The organism is Faecalibacterium sp. AF28-13AC, assembly GCF_003478405.1.
In the GTDB taxonomy this organism is placed as follows: domain Bacteria; phylum Bacillota; class Clostridia; order Oscillospirales; family Ruminococcaceae; genus Faecalibacterium; species Faecalibacterium prausnitzii_E.
The window spans coordinates 24,668-41,220 of sequence record NZ_QUFG01000009.1; the positions used below are offsets into that span (position 1 = coordinate 24,668).

Annotated in this window: 17 protein-coding genes; 7 read left to right on the forward strand and 10 right to left on the reverse strand. The window is 45.7% G+C overall.

What is annotated here, in order from left to right:
* Window positions 1-19: 19 nt before the first annotated feature.
* From DWY95_RS12870 to DWY95_RS12910, 9 genes are all read right to left on the reverse strand, one after another.
* Window positions 20-430: an MgtC/SapB family protein gene (locus DWY95_RS12870; protein ID WP_118553796.1), complete on the reverse strand. Its 411-nt coding sequence runs from the start codon at window positions 428-430 to the stop codon at window positions 20-22.
* Window positions 431-519: 89 nt separating this feature from the next.
* Complete coding sequence (locus DWY95_RS12875) at window positions 520-1,209, reverse strand: MgtC/SapB family protein (RefSeq protein WP_118553797.1); 690 nt, start codon at window positions 1,207-1,209, stop codon at window positions 520-522.
* 107 nt (window positions 1,210-1,316) lie between these two features.
* Window positions 1,317-2,006, reverse strand: coding sequence for an MBL fold metallo-hydrolase (locus tag DWY95_RS12880; protein WP_055191400.1), 690 nt, complete (start codon window positions 2,004-2,006; stop codon window positions 1,317-1,319).
* 29 nt (window positions 2,007-2,035) lie between these two features.
* Window positions 2,036-2,908 carry a carbohydrate ABC transporter permease gene (locus DWY95_RS12885; RefSeq protein ID WP_118553798.1) on the reverse strand — a complete coding sequence of 291 codons (873 nt, stop codon included), beginning with the start codon at window positions 2,906-2,908 and terminating at the stop codon, window positions 2,036-2,038.
* A gap of 15 nt (window positions 2,909-2,923) precedes the next feature.
* Complete coding sequence (locus tag DWY95_RS12890) at window positions 2,924-3,817, reverse strand: sugar ABC transporter permease (protein ID WP_118553799.1); 894 nt, start codon at window positions 3,815-3,817, stop codon at window positions 2,924-2,926.
* A gap of 73 nt (window positions 3,818-3,890) precedes the next feature.
* Entirely contained in the window at window positions 3,891-5,222 is a 1,332-nt protein-coding gene (locus DWY95_RS12895) for an extracellular solute-binding protein (RefSeq protein ID WP_118553800.1), read from the reverse strand.
* 451 nt (window positions 5,223-5,673) lie between these two features.
* Window positions 5,674-6,774, reverse strand: coding sequence for an aminoglycoside phosphotransferase family protein (locus DWY95_RS12900; RefSeq protein WP_243082762.1), 1,101 nt, complete (start codon window positions 6,772-6,774; stop codon window positions 5,674-5,676).
* Window positions 6,771-7,700, reverse strand: coding sequence for a sugar phosphate nucleotidyltransferase (locus tag DWY95_RS12905; protein WP_118553802.1), 930 nt, complete (start codon window positions 7,698-7,700; stop codon window positions 6,771-6,773). The genes DWY95_RS12900 and DWY95_RS12905 overlap by 4 nt, the downstream gene beginning before the upstream one ends.
* Before the next feature lie 97 nt (window positions 7,701-7,797).
* Window positions 7,798-8,628, reverse strand: coding sequence for a glycerophosphodiester phosphodiesterase family protein (locus tag DWY95_RS12910; protein ID WP_118553803.1), 831 nt, complete (start codon window positions 8,626-8,628; stop codon window positions 7,798-7,800).
* A 169-nt stretch (window positions 8,629-8,797) separates the two neighbouring features.
* Here DWY95_RS12910 and DWY95_RS12915 point away from each other — a divergent pair, with 169 nt between their 5' ends.
* Window positions 8,798-10,984, forward strand: coding sequence for an extracellular solute-binding protein (locus DWY95_RS12915; RefSeq protein ID WP_118553804.1), 2,187 nt, complete (start codon window positions 8,798-8,800; stop codon window positions 10,982-10,984).
* A 57-nt stretch (window positions 10,985-11,041) separates the two neighbouring features.
* On the opposite strand, the gene DWY95_RS12920 is transcribed toward DWY95_RS12915, so the two are convergent.
* A complete protein-coding gene (locus DWY95_RS12920) occupies window positions 11,042-12,043 on the reverse strand; it encodes a metallophosphoesterase (protein WP_055191415.1) in 1,002 nt (333 codons plus the stop codon).
* 289 nt (window positions 12,044-12,332) lie between these two features.
* Between DWY95_RS12920 and DWY95_RS12925 the strand changes: the two genes are divergently transcribed.
* From DWY95_RS12925 to DWY95_RS12945, 6 genes are all read left to right on the forward strand, one after another.
* The gene (locus tag DWY95_RS12925; protein ID WP_242981493.1) at window positions 12,333-13,394 is read left to right on the forward strand and encodes a hypothetical protein; all 1,062 of its coding nucleotides are present in this window, start codon (window positions 12,333-12,335) and stop codon (window positions 13,392-13,394) included.
* A gap of 354 nt (window positions 13,395-13,748) precedes the next feature.
* A complete protein-coding gene (locus DWY95_RS12930) occupies window positions 13,749-14,132 on the forward strand; it encodes a helix-turn-helix transcriptional regulator (protein ID WP_158577563.1) in 384 nt (127 codons plus the stop codon).
* A 275-nt stretch (window positions 14,133-14,407) separates the two neighbouring features.
* Window positions 14,408-15,064, forward strand: a complete 657-nt coding sequence (locus DWY95_RS12935) for an ImmA/IrrE family metallo-endopeptidase (protein WP_158577564.1) — start codon at window positions 14,408-14,410, stop codon at window positions 15,062-15,064.
* A 2-nt stretch (window positions 15,065-15,066) separates the two neighbouring features.
* Window positions 15,067-15,231 carry a hypothetical protein gene (locus DWY95_RS17120; protein WP_155515296.1) on the forward strand — a complete coding sequence of 55 codons (165 nt, stop codon included), beginning with the start codon at window positions 15,067-15,069 and terminating at the stop codon, window positions 15,229-15,231.
* Window positions 15,232-15,538: 307 nt separating this feature from the next.
* Window positions 15,539-15,937 carry a sigma factor-like helix-turn-helix DNA-binding protein gene (locus DWY95_RS12940; RefSeq protein WP_118553806.1) on the forward strand — a complete coding sequence of 133 codons (399 nt, stop codon included), beginning with the start codon at window positions 15,539-15,541 and terminating at the stop codon, window positions 15,935-15,937.
* Between the two features lie 348 nt (window positions 15,938-16,285).
* Window positions 16,286-16,513 (forward strand): hypothetical protein, encoded by a 228-nt coding sequence (locus tag DWY95_RS12945; protein WP_015538297.1) that lies wholly within the window; start codon window positions 16,286-16,288, stop codon window positions 16,511-16,513.
* Window positions 16,514-16,553: the final 40 nt, after the last annotated feature.

Sequence of the window (16,553 nt, forward strand, 5' to 3'; positions counted from 1 at the left end):
TTTATCGTCCATTCTGGTATCAACGCAATTCTTCAATATGATAAATATAGTCAAGCGAGCTGAGTGCCTGAATGATTTCCCGGTGGGTCTTGTACTTTTTCAACTCTGCGCTGAAGATGGTGAAGGTGATGGTGTACACGCTCAGACCAGAACCCACATACGCCTGATTCGCCTCGATGTCGTCGATTCGCAGACCAAGCTGACGGCTGACGGTAACGAAGTCGCGCAGATAGTTGCTGTTCTTCAGCTCCAGATGAATCTCGAAATGGTTGGAGCGGTTGTTCAGATACACCTCAATGGACGGGAACCATGTGAGGATGCACAGGAACAGCACATACACGATGATGCTCAGGGTGTACTGTCCGGCACCGATGACAAAGCCAAGGAAGCCGCAGAACCAAAGAGCAGCAGAGGTGGTCAGACCCTTGATCTGGCTCCGGTTGAATCGTTGTTTTCATAAAAGAACCTCTCTACAAATTGGAAGCGTCTTCGTTAAAAGCAAGGCATCACGATAGGCGTTTATAGTTCTTCGATAAATTTTAAATGCGGAATATGCCGGAGCGTATCTATCATACTGTCATGAGGACGATGTTCAAGGCTGCGAACGGTGACAACAAACGCAACACTGTTGATCGAATTGGTTCCGAGATAGTCCGGCTCCATCTGCAAGTTGCTCATGGTCAAACCGGCATCACGCATAAACTCGATAAACTCGCCCATATACTCACGATTTTCAAGCTCGACGTAGATGTCAATGACACTCGTATGCTTCCGTGTAAAGTAGTCCATGTTCTGCATGAGCGACAACACAATGAAAATCAGGATGCCGCCTGCAATGGCAACTTCGTAAAAACCGATGCCAATAGCCAGACCGATGCAGGCTGCTGCCCACAAGCCGGCAGCAGTTGTGATGCCTCGAACCTGGTTGCGTCCAGTTTTCATAATCGAGCCAGCACCAATAAAGCCGATGCCCGAAAGGACCTGCGCACCCATACGAACCGGATCGCCCGTGTTCATACACTGGGAGACATATTGATTCGTCATCATCACAACGGTTGACCCCAGACAGACGAGGATATAGGTGCGAAGTCCCGCAGGTCTGCTTTTCCGTCCGCGCTCTAAGCCCAAAACTCCGCCAATGACGATAGACAGAAAAAGTCTGAAGAAAACCGTTCCGTATGTTATTTCGCGTATTGTATGAAGATTCATCAGGGTTCACCTAGCTTTTAACTATATTTTCCCATATTTTACATGATGGGTAAAAAGAAATGTGTTCTGCCTTACCTAATCATTGGCAGAACACATTCTTTTCAGTATTACACGCTTGTGACGACTTGGAAACCAGCTTCTTTTATCTGGCTCATAAAATCGCCACCAAAGTGCATACAGTAGACCCGATTTCTCATTTCAGGCGGAATGTACTCACATAGCCGTTTCAGAGAACAATGCGACGGACTTTCCTTCGTCAAAAATGTGCAATCGTGATAAATAACCTGAATTTTTCCCTGCTTGAACTGCTGGAGGATATCGTCTGAAAGTTCCGAAGCATCTGCACTGAAGTAGGTAGTTTCTTCTTCATCGCAAATCAGAAGACCGCAGCACTTCATATCAGAAGCATGCTTGACGGGGACAGCCTCCACATGCAGACCATCCTCAAAAATTCGGGTGTAATCTGTCGTGAAATCGTACATATCAGCAGGAACACCCATGAGCTTCAAGATTTCAACTACGGTATCATCCTGTGCGATGACTGTGATGCGTTTTTGGAGAACGGACAAACAGTAGGAGGCAAATGAGCCAAGGCTACCAATGTGATCTGCGTGCAGATGGGTGATGAAAACTGTGATCTTGTCACAAGTCCGAATCTCATCACGCGCCTCCATTTTCCGAAATGTGCTTTCGCCGCAGTCAATCATAAAGAGATGATTGTTTTTCACAAAGAATGCCGCATTACTGCCCAACCGAGGATAATATGCAGCGCCAGTGCCAGTAAAATGAAGTTCCATTGGTTTGGAATCTCCTCTCCTCGAAATAATTAGCCTTTGTTGCCGCCAGCGGTGACGCCAGAAATAATCTTATCAGACAGGAATGCGTAAATAACGACCGTCGGAATAAAGACGATGACAACGGATGCAAACATGCCAGCCCAGTCGCCGGAGTTCATCATGGAGGTGACCGTCTGATACAGACCAACACCGATGGGGCGCAGATTGGACTTGTTTGCAAAAATCAATGCCATGAAATATTCATTCCACTTGCCGATGAAGTTAAAAATAGAAACCGTAACAATTGCAGGCTGTGCCAGAGGGAACATAATTTTCCAGAAGCACTGAATCGGGCCACAGCCATCAATCGCAGCCGCTTCCTCAAACGAAGTGCTGATTCCTTTGAAGAATGTCAGAAGGAAGAATGTGGTATAGGGAACCGAACATGCTGTGTACAGGAAAATCAGCGTGAAATGCGTACCGGACAAATTCAGCGCACTGACGATAGAAAACAGCGGCATGACGATCATAATATTAGGGATTGCCAGACCGATGATGATAAGAGCCTGAATCAAACCAGCACCACGGAACTTAAAACGAGACATGCAGTATGCAGCCGGTGCACAAACCACAATGATCAAAATACACGACGGAACGGTGTAAATGACAGAGTTCAGCAGGTTCAAAGCCGCTTTATTCGTAAAAAGTGCCTTAGTGTAGTTTTCAAAATGCAGTCCGCTCGCAAGCAGGCTACCCGTGAAGATTTCCTTTGTAGTAGACAGAGATGCAAGGATAATCCAGCCAATCATGCAGAAGATAAAGGCCGTCCACAAAGTGACGATGATATAGCCCGGAAGACGCGGAAGTTCTTTCTTCAGCTTAAAAGGATTCGCTTCCATTTTTTCTTTTTTTGCTTTTGCCATTGTCTGCTTTCCTCCTTACAGTTCGTAGCCATCGTCTTTGATACTCTTACGAGAAATCGTAGAAACTGCGACGACAACAATGGTCATAATGCAGGCTGCTGCTGCTGCAACACCCGTGTTCATGCTGTCTGCACTAATCTCACTGCCGAACAGGGTTTGGTAGGTGTACATCATCGGAGTATAGGTGCTTACACCGCCGAAAACCTGTGCCAAAGCGAAGAAGCCCATCGTTTTGGTAGTCCACAGCACCAGAGAAGTGCCAAGAACGCCCTTAATCAGCGGGAGGGTGATATGGAAGAATTTGTCAAAAACATTTGCACCCTCAATAGTGGCGGCTTCATAGTAATCGGGAGAGATTTTTTCAATAGCTGCAATGTACATCAGCATGAAGTAGCCCACATTGCTGAATACATAAGCGATGCACATTGAGAGGAACATGTGGTCTGTACCAAGCCACTGGAAGTTCGCCATGGACTCCCAGCCAAGGGCAGTGAAAAAGGAGTGGAACAGGCCAAATTTTGCATTGTAAACATACAGCAACCACATATAACCAACGGCGACTGCTGCAATAACGTTGGGCATATAGATAATAGCACGGAAAAACTTCTGACCGCGAAGACCACTTGTCAGGATGATTGCCAGAACGATTGCAAGCCCAAGGCAAGCAATACCGCAGTACAGCCAGATCTTACCGATATTTTTGACCGATGTGATGAACAGCGGCGTATGGAACAGCTTAATGTAATTGTCCAGTCCTGCCCAAGACCATGTTGAAACAGCGCTTGTAACGCTCTTCACGCTGAAAAAGCTCATAATAGCGGTTCGGGAGACAGGATAAATAAAAATCAAGCAGAACAGCAGCATGGCTGGTCCCATAAAATACAAGATAGATGCTTTTGTTTGTTTCATCGTTATTTTCCCTTCACTATGCAAAAGGGTAGGAAATCCGTAAACCTCCTACCCTTTTGTAAAAACAATTGATTTAGAATGCGCTTGCCATCTTGACGAACTCGTCTGCGGAGATCGAGCCGCCCATCAGCTTCAGGCAGGCATCTGCAATGATCTGCTTGCTGTCGCTGTTGGTGATGATAGCAGTCTGAGAAGGATAACGGGAGGTGTAGCTGTTCAGGACGACCTGAGCGTCGGCCAGGTTTTCGGGCCAGACATGATCAACGTTCATAGGGATGGCGTTTGCCTGATTGGTAAACTCCTGATCCCACTCGCTGGTCGTCAGATAAACGATGAATTCGACTGCTGCCTGTGTTGCAGCATCATCGCAATCCTTATTGACTGCGATTGCATAGGTGGAGTAGCAACCACCCTCCGTGCCTTCGACACCGTTAGGAACTTCCGGGAAAGCAAATGCGCCCCACTTGAAGTCATCGGGAGTAGTTGCAGCAACTTCGTTCGGCAGCCAAGTGCCGTTGATGTACATTGCAACGTTCTCGCTGATAACCATATCCTGCTGTGCTGCGGGATAGACGTTTGACTCAATGTTGGGATCAAAGTAGCCCTTTGCTGCCATGTAAGCGATTGCCTCGGCGGTGTCCTTGACACCCTGCTCACTTGCCCACTGGCTGCTATCCTTTGCCAGTTCCATCACGCGATCGTTACCGAGACGGCGAGACATATAATAGCCAACCCAGCTGGTGCAGTAGTTCGAGTCAGTCGTTACAGGAATATGCCCAGCAGCCTTGACCTTCTCGCAAGCATCCATCAGCTCTTCCCAAGTCTGAGGATACTCGGTAACACCGCACTCTTCCAGCAGACCCTTGTTGCAGAAGATCATGAACGCCTGCGGAATGTAAGGAATGCACATGGTCTTACCATCGAACAGGGAACCAGCCAGAGAGATCATGCTGGGAATGACGACATCTTTGTATGCCTTGCCGTTGGTGGTGTCGTAGGTCTTATCAATGTAAGAAGAGAGGTCTTTAATGTTCTCGCTCCACAGCTTCTGAACATTGTCAATGTTTGCATCCATCAGATCGATCTGGGTGCCTGCTTCAATTGCGGAAACGACGAGGTTGCGGTTATCACGGCCGTTGAAGGTAAAATTGATTTTCACGTTCGGATGCAGCTGAGTGAAAGCGTCAGCTGCCTGCTTCAGAACCAATGCCTGATTCTCCGTCTCACTCCAGCTAGACCAGTACTCAATCGTACCGGACAGCGTATCACCTGCCGCATTTGCAGCAGTGGAAGATGCAGCTACACTCGAAGAGGAAGAACTGCTGCCACCACATGCGGCCAGACCCATTGCGGCAGCACCTGCTCCGGCAACCTTGAGGAAATTACGACGAGAAATCTTATTCATGATAAACTCTCCTTCTAATTATCTCTGGCAAAAATACTTTGTGCAGCGTCCCCACTGCATTTCACTGTAACTGTAGTTTACACAAAAACTTGAAACGTGTCAATTGTCATTTCAGCAAAATATATGTAAAATACTTGTGCATAGTAACAAATTTCAGTGATTCTACTTGGATTTTACATATCCTATATTGACACGTTTCAAATTATAGTGTATTCTTGTTCAAACTTTATTCATCTTTCTCTTTTATACGTGCAAGGAGGCACCTCCTATAATGATTACGCAGAATCAGCTTTCTCTTATCCTTTTAATCATTTTCGCCGGAATCATCTTTTTCTGTTTACAGTAAGCTTTTCACACATTTCTCCTTTAAGATAGCATAAGGCCGGGATCGAACTAGCGATCCCGGCCTTATGCATTATTTCGGAGCTGTGATTTCCGAAGGAGAATAGCATCAATATTTCTGAATAATACGCATCATATCAGCGAAAGCAGCCTCCATCCCTTTAACAAGGGTGAACTGCGTGCGTGCTCGATCAAGGTTCTGTGCAGGGCGACTAATACGGAAATAGTGGTCTCCCTCAAGATAATCGGTAAGGAATCGCATTCCACATTCCAGCGTCATCAGCTTTGCGCCCCAGACCAGACTGCTCTTTTCCTGCTCGGACATAGTTGCTCCAGCGGTCGAGAGGAAGCCTTTTGCAAACACCTCAAACAAGTGCAGGTCAAAGTGGACCTTGTTCTGATCTGGTTCATCCTCGGCGCAGTCGTTTGCGCCAAAACGGATGGAGTCGCCAAAGTCATATGCAGCCAAACCGGGCATTACGGTGTCCAGATCAATAACGCAAACACCCTTTTTACTCGTTTTGTCGATGAGGACATTGTTGAGCTTGGTATCATTGTGAGTAACGCGAAGCGGAATCTCATTTTTGCTCAGCATATCGACCAGAACATGGCAGTCAGCCTCACGAGAGCGAACAAATGCGATTTCATCTGCAACATCTTTCGCACGTCCCATTGCATCCTCTGCGACAGCTTTCTCAAAATTCTGGTAGCGCGTAGGAGTATCGTGGAATTTGACAATGGTTTCATGCAGCGTAGCAGCTGGAAATGCGGCCAGCTGATTCTGGAACGTGCCGAAAGTTTCCGCTACAGTGTAAAAATCATTTTCGTTTTCGACTTTTTGCAGACAGACAGTATCCTCGACGAAGATATAAGCTCGCCATGTGCCGCCGTCGCTATCAGTATAGAAAGGTTTCCCCTCTTTGGTCGGAATAACGTTCAGCGTCTCACGCTCCGGGTCACCGCCCTTTTCCAGAATCGCCTTGCGCAGGAAACCGGTAACATGGCAGACGTTTTCCATCAATTCTTTCGGGTTCTTAAATGTGTCAGTATTGATGCGCTGCATAATGTAGCGCTTGCATTTGTCGCTTGCCCAAACGACAAATGTATCATTGATATGTCCTTCGCCATAGCGAGAAATTTCACCCGTTGTACGGTCGAAGGCAAATGCATCAGCTGCTTCTCGCAGGATATTTTCTGTGATAGCGTTCACTTTTTTTCCTCCCATAAGTCCATCGGATAGATTCCAGCTTCGATTTTATTCTTGATGGCATTGACGACCGCAGGCTTATCCTCGCGATAGGTCACGCCATACCACTTGTCCGCACTGTGAAGAACGGTGACAGTCGCCTTCTTTTCGTTAATCAGCTCACTGACAACAAGGGGCAGAAAATATTCGCACTTCAGCGGATTTTTCGGAAGATTTTCGTTCAACCAATCTGCAAAGCGGTTCTCTGCCTCCTGCAAGAAGCTCTTTGTGAAGCCCCACAGATTCATGCTCACAGGGGTGTCGCCGGGCAGGTCCACCCAGCTCTCGCCGCCGTCCTCGGTGTAATGTGCGCCGCCGTCGCAGGGCTCGATGCGGGTGCGCTCGGTCACGCTTTGCAGGGTGCCGTCCTCGTTCTTGATGCACACGCCGCGTGCCACGCTGCCGTTCTCGGACAGGGTGTTCTTCAGCAGATAGCTGACCATGCAGTAGCGGTAGAAATCATCATCGGCATGGGTGGACAGATAGTCATACATTACCTGAAAAGCCTCCACCCCATAGTAATCGTCGGCATTGATGACAGCAAACGGTCCATCAATCAGATTCTTTGCGGCAAGGACTGCATGGCAGGTTCCCCACGGTTTTTCGCGGTTTTCAGGAACTTCAAATCCTGTAGGCAAGATGTCCAATTGCTGAAACGCATATTTTACTTCCATGATTTTGGAAATGCGATCGCCAATTGCAGCACGGAATGCTTCCTCGATTTCATGCTTGATGACAAAAATGACAGTCCGAAATCCGGCGCGATATGCGTCGTAAAGCGAATAATCAATAATGACTTCCCCATTCGGACCAACAGGGTCAATCTGCTTCATTCCTCCATATCGGCTGCCCATACCTGCAGCCATGACAACTAATACCGGTTTGTTCATTATCAAATCTCCCTTTTGTTTTTACAACCATCTATCGAAATCAAAAACATACGATGCAAGGAAGGAATCTCAGACTGCTGGTTTTTTAGGAGAAGTTTCAGCGATTCACACCACTGTCTTTCAGATATTTACAGCACTGATAAGTCCAATCTGACTGGATAATATCGAAGCCATGCTCGACCAGCCAGCCCCATCCCAAAGCCGGGTCTTTCATCATAGAAACATCGTCCGTGTGACCGGCAGAAAGAGGAACCTTGTAATTGTATAGGACAGCATTTCCCCACAAAGTACGTCCTTTTTTATGCATTGCCTCGATGTACTCTGGCTGGATAACCGGAGCTTTTTCGGTCGAGAACACAAGCTCTGCACCCATGTAGTTAATGTTCATAGACTCAATCAGCTCACTGGCCGTATCATTTTCCATGTAGATAGGCATGAACATATAATCCGGGGCAACTTCTTCAACGGTCCTTAAAACTTCTTTGGTAGGTGCATTTTTGAGCAAGATTTGCTCCTTCATGCCGTGCCGCTCAACCTGCTTGATAACATCAGGGATGAACGCACCACAACGATCCAGATTTAGGATGCAGCGATTTTTCATGTGTTCCAACACTTCATCGAATGTGTTCAACCCGTGTTCCGTCTCGTTGAAATCCACATTGATGAGTCGCAGCTTGCGGATTTCCTCTGCGGTCATCCGGGTCAGATCAATGTGACGATCAAGTTGAAACGGTTCCTTTCCGGTGTGGAAGATGAAGATTTCGCCGTCAAGACTTTTGAATAAGTCCATCTCCAGAATGGCTGCACCGCCGTGCAGTGCGATATCAAAGGCCGGGATCGTGTTGCAAGGGATGTTCACGCCAGCAACACCCCGATGTGCTGCTACCTGAACGCGGTCACGATTATAAAGATGTAACGTATTATTCATGGCGATAGCCTCCTTATTTTTAGTATGGCACACATTTTGAAACGTGTCAATACAGCAAAACATAGAAGTTCTTTCTTGAATATTGTGAAAAAGTTCAATAGTTTTTTGCGAAATGCTCCATTATACTGTAAATATAGAGAAGGTGTCCAATTAGGAGGAAAATCATACTATGCCTACTATTAAAGATATCGCTAAAGAAGCGGGCGTTGCACAAGGCACCGTTTCAAATGTGCTGAACGGACGTGGCAATGTCAGCAGCGATAAAATAATTCTGGTTGAACAAGCATGTGCAAAACTGGGCTATACCATGAATCAACGAGCCAAAACACTCCGGCAGGGCTCATCGAAGCTGCTGGCAGCAATCATACCCAATGTGCACGACAGACGATATACCGACTTCTTTTTAAGCTTTAAGAACTATGCGGAATCTAGTGGCTATTCCGTTCGACTCTATTTTTCAAACGATTTGCTTGCAGAGGAGGAATTCCAACTCCAAACTATCCGTTCCGAAATGACGGCGGGAATTGCTACGTTTTCGTCTTGTACAAAAGATGGCCGGAACATTTATGACGAAATCGGGATTCCAAAGCAGGATGTTGTCTTTGTGGAGCGAAATCCCTTTGATTCCCCTTTCTATATTGGATTCGATTACGCCAAAGCCGGTTTAGAATTAGCAGAAAAGCTAACATCTAAAAAGTGCAGTCGCATTCTTCTCATCACTGAGACTTTGGATTATTCCAGCCAGAATGAATTTTACATGGCTTTTTCGGCTGCATTAAAAGCCAAAGACTGCGTCCTGCACCATGTCCAAACCGATTCGCTGCATTGTTATACCCATTTTTTGCAGGTTTTGAACGATCTTGAATCAGTTGATGCTGTGGTTCTGACTAATTATCACCTGGCAGAAAATTTCAGTAATGTCAGTAAGACATTCTATCCCCATCTTCATTCGCCAATTTATACCATTTCGCCGCTTTTTACAATTCCATCGGTTGGATGTAAAAAATATGAGTTGAACTACCGTCTGATGGGACGCTGTGCTGCAGAGCAGCTTATTAAGCGGAAAGAAAACAAACGATTCGAAATTCAACCAATGATTTTGCATAACGATGGGATGCGGAATTGGTTATCTAAAATTCCGGGTTCGACTTGCAAACGGCTGACGATCCTGACACTGGACAGCCCGACAGCTCGAATTATGGAGAACATGGCGCGTATTTATACGGATGCAACAGGAATCGAAATCAAAGTCGCCATCTGTTCTTATGATGGAATTCACGAGATTCTGAGCGATCTTGGAAACACAGATGCCTATGATGTCATCCGTCTGGATCACACATGGCTTTCATGGTTTGGTGAACATATTTTTGCACCCTTGAGTGAGTTAACATCTTCCAGCGCCGAGCAGTTGTTCGAGCCTTTTATCCCCGGCCTTGTTCCACAATATACAAGTGTGAATGGCGTTGCCTATGCCTTTCCTGAAACACCGAGCGCACAGTTACTGTTCTACCGTAAAGATTTGTTTGAGAACACCGTCCTGCAGCGTCTTTATAAGGAGCAGTATAAGGAAGAGCTTGCGCCGCCGCAAGATTTCGAGCACTTTAACCGTATCGCAAGGTTCTTCACTAGACGTTTCAATGGACATTCCCCCACAACCTATGGCACAACATTGACACTTGGAAACAGTGGCGTTGCTGCAACCGAATATCTAACACGGTATTTCAGTCACTCGCACGATTTGTTCGATGCAAATGGAAATCTGCTCCTCAACACAGACATCGCTATTCAATCCATGAAGGAACTTATCGAAGCCAAGGATTATTCTCCCAAACGATATAATAGTTGGTGGCGAGAATCGGCACGTGAGTTTGCCGCAGGCGATACAGCAATGTCTATCATTTTCAGCAATTATGCCTCAGAGATGATGGACAGTGATTCAGTTATTATCAATAAAATCGGTTACACATATCTTCCGGGGCAGAATTCTTTGCTGGGTGGCGGCTGTATTGGAGTATCCAAAAACAGCCAAAACAAAACGGAAGCATTTGATTTTATAAAATGGATTTGCAGCGAGGAGATTACGACTGCCATGACCCTTCTAGGCAGTGTTTCTCCTTGCGAAAAAACGTACAGCAACTATGAGGTCCTTGATACCTATCCTTGGCTTGGACTCTCTCACAAGTGTATTGCACAGTCAAAGATCAATCGTATTCCCCCGCAGAAAGCAACCTGCTTTGATGAGCGCAGATTTTTAAGCATCTTAGGCATGGCGGTCAATACGGTATACAATGACACAGCAACTCCACAAGATGCCTTAACCTATGCCATTCAAAGCTACAATCGCACTATGAAATAAAATACAGCCTCCGAGTTTAGGCATAGCGCCGATATCTCGGAGGCTGTATTTTTGTGATTAAACATCACCTTGAAGTGTCTCAAATTCGTCCCATGCAAAAGACCATGATGCAACAGAAGGAGTCAACGGCACAGTGATTCCAGTTTTTTCGGGAGAGGGTGGAACAAAATGACCTTCTACTCCTTTTACCGAAACACCGTTTTCATCCAACGTGACGATTGCATAGATTGGATCTGCATAGGGAACAACAAATTGCAAATTTGGGAACTTCGCTTCAATCTCAGAGCTGTAACGGTGCGTTGCGTACGCAGTTCCCGCCCAGTAGTTGGAGATACTGTTAAGGGTATAATACAAAATTCCATTTTCAAAATGCCTGATATCCCGATGAACATGACCGTTCATGCAGAACTGAATCCGCTTTCCTGCTGCTCTGCCTTCCCGGATAATCTTCTGCAGGTCGTCAACATTTCTGAGTCCGCGAGGGCAGGCATAGAGCGGCTGATGCGAAAAAATCACGATGGGTTCTGTCGCAGAAAGAACTTCTTCCCGAAGCCACACAAGCTGCTGTTCTCCAAGATACGGGAGGTCTGTGGTTTCAAAATATTTTCCAAAATTGTAATCCACAAGGTCGCCGTGTTCATCCCGATAAGAGTTGCCGTCCAGAACGATGAAGTGCCAGCCTTTGAGATGGAACGAGTAGTAGGGCTTTTCCATCCCATACATTTCCAGAGCATCTGCCTTGGAGCAAAAATCACACTCATGATTTCCGAGGAGATGATACTTCGGTTTGGAAAACAAATTAAATTTATTCAGAATCTCTAGTTTTGGTATTTCAGTCGGACATTCCATTGCATATTTGAGATTGATGGGCATTTTCTCCGGTGCACATAGACAGGTCGAAGTGTCCTTGGGATAAGAAAAATCACCCAGCTGAATGATAAAATCGACATCGGCCTTTTGTGCGGCATCCAGAAAAGCATCTATTCGCATCATGCCATCGTGCATAATGTCCAGATGCAAATCTGTCATTGCTGCGAAGGTCACAGGTTGTGTTTTCATATCAATTCTCCTCTATTTCGTTTCGGATCAGCACACTTGTTCGGAATGAGGTAGTATTCTATTTGTGTGTACTTCTTTACGAATTCTATGCAGAGAGACCACTGTAGCAGCTACTTTCTGCATCGCAAATATGCGCCCTGTTGTATACATTTTTCACCTCCTATGGTAAATTTCTTTATGCTGATGCTATTCTATCACTTTTTTTGAAACGTGTCAAAATAATTATTGACGAATCCCAGTGCTTGTTCTATAATGGACATATGAAAGCTGTATTCGAGGAGGTATTAGTATGGATCAAATCCCTGAATTTTACCAACCGCACCATCATCGGAGAACTGCCATCCGAATCATCAAATCAAAGGCAGGGCACTACGGTCTACCAATATTTCACTTTGATGCCGACTTTTTCTTGGAAGCTGTTAACGACCCACATTTCTGCTATGAAACGGATAATGAATTCGTTGTCTATGTGGAACACACACAGTTAGCAGATGCTTGTCTTGCAACCTGCTCCTTTGATACCGAAAACAAGTATGAGGTAACTGCAATTCTCTGTGAAAAGCAGACTCTTTACTTCGAGAACAAAAACGGTATCATCACCTTTAATTTTGAGATCAGCGGTCTGACCGGGCCAACACGAACGCTATATGTACATTCTATTCTGCGTGATCCCGGTTTGACCCTGCGAATTGAGCAGAACCATATCGGACGACGTGCAGGAAAATACCGCGAAGGAGATTATCCGGCAACCGAAATTTTAGCAGCAAACCATTATATGTTTGCCATGCGCGAGATGTTGTATGCACTTGATCTCCCGCAGTATTTGAACCGGAATCGTCTGGGTTATCTCCTGATTTTGGGCTTTGAAACGAACAATGAGATTCATACAGATTACCCTCCACACTGGCATCTCATTTATCGCTGGCCCAATCATGCTGGTTCTCCTGCACCTCACATTTACCTTGCCCCCGATGGTAAGATGACAGAAAACGCGTGCTATGTAGACTGTGCTCATGGCACGCATCGTGACTATTCCGCAGGTGAATGGTGTCCCTTTGTTGACCCTTATGGACATGATGTATGTGCTATCCGGATAAATGCGGATGGAGGAATGTCTATAACCAAACCGATGTCCTCCATTTATACGATGAGTGCCTATACTCCAGATGTTGGTGTGACCATCTATAAGGATGATACACTCATTGGCACAATCCGAACGGAAAATGATACGGATCAAGGAATTTTCAATGTCACATGGAACAGTACTGGAAATCTCAACTTCCACGGTAGCTATTCCGAAACCATCGAGTACAACCCCCTTACAGGTGCAATTCTTAAAATAAAACGATAATTGATACAAGTCCCTCAATGCCACATACAGTTTTGGGGGATTGTTGAACAGATAGTTGTACGTCATTAAGAGACTTTCTCTGAAAGAGGATGATTTGTCAAAACTGTTCTGTAGAATTGCTGCTATAAATTATTGATATCCCGTCCATCCGAGCGGAGTCCTGTTTTTCAGGGCTCCGCTTTTTGATGTTGTGCAAGTTTGATCTTGAGAAATCCAATGATTTATCAATACCAGTTTTGAAACAAGCAATATATGTAGTAAAATTTCAGTATTTATATTCTATTGAAGGTTTTTGCCGCAACGTGTACTCTTTTTAGGGAAAGCACTTGTTGTTTTGAAGATGAGAGGTATGCTGTGGCAAAATCAAAAGGGAAAAGTCGTTCTACACAGGTGCGTTCAAAGCTTGCGATACAAGTTGGTGAACGAATCCGTAAAACTCGTAAACAAGAAGGACTTAGTATCGAAAACTTTGCACTTCGTTGCGACATTCACCCGTCCTATGTTGGTCATATAGAGCGAGGAATGCAGAATCCGACGCTTTCCACCTTGGAGCGCATCAGTCAGGGTTTGGGAATCAGCATGGATGACCTTTTCAAGGACATAGATACACCGATCAATGTGGAGAACGCTGCAATACGACATCTATCTCAGGTCATAAGCGAGTTGTCCCCTGAGCAAACGCAACAGCTTCTGCAGATTGTTGATAGTGTCATGGCAATCAAAAACGAATATTTATAAGATAACGCTCTCTTATCGAGGGCGTTTTCTTGTTGCAAAAAAGTGACACTGTACAATAGGAAGCAACGGATTGCTACATATAAATAGCCTTTTTTCGAGCGATATAAACATCGAACATTCGTTCACTTTGTGACATTCTACAGTTGTTATTTGAATTTATTTGATATTTATACAAAAAACCATTGAGCATATTGCAGCATGAGAAAAAATGCGGTATAATCGGCGCAATCTACACAGATCGAGTAGGATAATAAAAAAGAATGGGAGGCGTACACATGAGTTGTTTTGGTTCAAAGCATGAGTTACTGCAAGTTGCAGACCATGTAATCGCTCATTATTATCAGCGTGTTCCGTTTGTACGGAATCATCCGCAGGCGATAGACTTGGATATGCTTGTGATGGAACTGATGGGCGGTAGCATCAAGATGTTCCCACTATCTAAAGATGGCTCTATGTTAGGCATGACTGCACATGAGCGCCTTATAATCCGAATGGAACTAGAAGATGGCACAATCATTTGTGACACGTTGCGCCCCAAAGACATTGTGATAGATTCCTCGCTGGCAGGTTTCCACAACACCGGAGTGCGGAACTTTACTTTGGCACACGAAATCGGGCATCAGCTTTTGCACATTTATTATCCACTTCTGGCTCTTTCAGACCAGTTGGAAGAAGACTGTGCGGACATTATTGCAGAAGGTCTTTTGCTGCCAGAGTGCCTTGTGAGGGCCTCCATGGCATTCTTCCAGTTCCCTGACACGTTATCTCATATATCCAGATCGCAGTTAGATATGAACTACCCTAGTTTTAAGAAGATGGCGAGGCAACTAGGTGTGCAGCGTCAGCTTCTTGCAAATCGTATGAAGTATTTGCATATCCTGACCAGCGATGTTCCGTATCGCCACACACTTTCGTTGATGGAGGCAGGGTGATAATGAAAGACAGACTTAAAGAACATATGGAAGGCTGGCGTTTCTGCGAAAAATGCGGCATGAAGCTTTATCAAAAGATAGATGGATGCAGCGGCACGATTCATCTGAAATGTCACCGCTGCAATACACTCCTCCGCATTGATTTATCATTCCGAAGAAAGAAGTGACCCTCTAAAAAAAAATCGGGTGCATTGCACCCTGAATATGGACTGTTCGCACCGAGCAACGGGCCGTCACCTCCGGGTGATGTATGAAACGTAGCACCAAATGGCCGGGCAGCAGCTTGACTGAAAGATCTTCAATCTTTCGGTCGGCTGTTGTCCGGCTATTTTTTATAGCTTCAGGAAGCCTGCTCCCGAAAAGGAGCAGGTTTTATGTTTACCCTCTTTTCATGGCTGCCCCAAGCGGCGAAATATCCGTAGTGTCTCCAGATTTTCGACATTTCACGTTTTATCGAAAATTTGGAGGTTACACATGGACTCTCGCATTCTTCACTACGAGTTTGTCACTGGTGAAAGTGTCAATATTACTGTTTCTGCCGAGATTGCGGAGGTCATCTACGATTCCCGCCGCATGGAACACGCCAGCAACGAGCGTTCACGCTATCATACGGCTTTTTCTTTGGATTCCGAGGATTACGAGGGAACAAATCTGGTTTCCGAGAAAACCCCGGATGATTTGATGGAGGAACTGGAAGATCAGGAGCATCTGCTTGACTGCCTTGCACATTTAAGTGAAAACCAGCGTCAGCGAATTTTGATGCTGGCTCAAGGTATGAGCATCACAGAGATTGCCCGTGTTCAACACGCTGATCGCACCACTGTAAGAGAATCCATTCAGGCTGCTCGAAAAAAATTCAAAAAATATTTTTGAGAACACCCCCCGTTTTACCCCTTGTTTTCTGTTAACAGTGAAAGGTCTGCCACACAGACCGCTCACGAACCTTGAAAACTGAATAGTTCCGTCATCTGGTACTCCGATAATGATACTTCCGTAATTCGCGGCCCGGTCACAGAGCAGACGGGGTGGCTGAAATGCCAATGAAGCGGTAAAAGTCCGCTGCCAGATGTTTATGCCCCACTCGCAGGGAGCCGAGGGCGAATATGCGAGACCTTAACTTATTAAATCAGGCGTGGCCGAATGCTGTTTTCGGCCTTCGTCCACGCCTGTTCTTTTTACTTATTCCATATATCCACATTTTCGTCCTACATAGGAGGTTTTATGAACGAAAACGACCGTACCACCTTAGAGCAAGCGATCTACGAGGAAATGGAACTGACCCCGGAGATGATCCGGTCCATCCGCACGCTCTGCGGTGTCTGCCTTTGTAGTTTTGTAGAATCCAAGGCGTTCAAAATCGCCATTGTTCCCAGCGCAGACCGGAGCATGGACACTTGCACTGTCTGCCAGACCCGGCGCGGTCATGACTACGTTGTGATGAACCGCTGAACAAACACACCGCCCACTGCCAAGGAGGTGCAACGGGTGG

Coding starts and splice junctions, on each gene's coding strand:
- DWY95_RS12875 (WP_118553797.1), bottom strand. CDS start 1,209: ATGAATCTTCATACAATACGCGAAATAACATACGGAACGGTTTTCTTC.
- DWY95_RS12880 (WP_055191400.1), bottom strand. CDS start 2,006: ATGGAACTTCATTTTACTGGCACTGGCGCTGCATATTATCCTCGGTTG.
- DWY95_RS12885 (WP_118553798.1), bottom strand. CDS start 2,908: ATGGCAAAAGCAAAAAAAGAAAAAATGGAAGCGAATCCTTTTAAGCTG.
- DWY95_RS12890 (WP_118553799.1), bottom strand. CDS start 3,817: ATGAAACAAACAAAAGCATCTATCTTGTATTTTATGGGACCAGCCATG.
- DWY95_RS12895 (WP_118553800.1), bottom strand. CDS start 5,222: ATGAATAAGATTTCTCGTCGTAATTTCCTCAAGGTTGCCGGAGCAGGT.
- DWY95_RS12905 (WP_118553802.1), bottom strand. CDS start 7,700: ATGAACAAACCGGTATTAGTTGTCATGGCTGCAGGTATGGGCAGCCGA.
- DWY95_RS12910 (WP_118553803.1), bottom strand. CDS start 8,628: ATGAATAATACGTTACATCTTTATAATCGTGACCGCGTTCAGGTAGCA.
- DWY95_RS12915 (WP_118553804.1), top strand. CDS start 8,798: ATGCCTACTATTAAAGATATCGCTAAAGAAGCGGGCGTTGCACAAGGC.
- DWY95_RS12920 (WP_055191415.1), bottom strand. CDS start 12,043: ATGAAAACACAACCTGTGACCTTCGCAGCAATGACAGATTTGCATCTG.
- DWY95_RS12925 (WP_242981493.1), top strand. CDS start 12,333: ATGGATCAAATCCCTGAATTTTACCAACCGCACCATCATCGGAGAACT.
- DWY95_RS12935 (WP_158577564.1), top strand. CDS start 14,408: ATGAGTTGTTTTGGTTCAAAGCATGAGTTACTGCAAGTTGCAGACCAT.
- DWY95_RS17120 (WP_155515296.1), top strand. CDS start 15,067: ATGAAAGACAGACTTAAAGAACATATGGAAGGCTGGCGTTTCTGCGAA.
- DWY95_RS12940 (WP_118553806.1), top strand. CDS start 15,539: ATGGACTCTCGCATTCTTCACTACGAGTTTGTCACTGGTGAAAGTGTC.
- DWY95_RS12945 (WP_015538297.1), top strand. CDS start 16,286: ATGAACGAAAACGACCGTACCACCTTAGAGCAAGCGATCTACGAGGAA.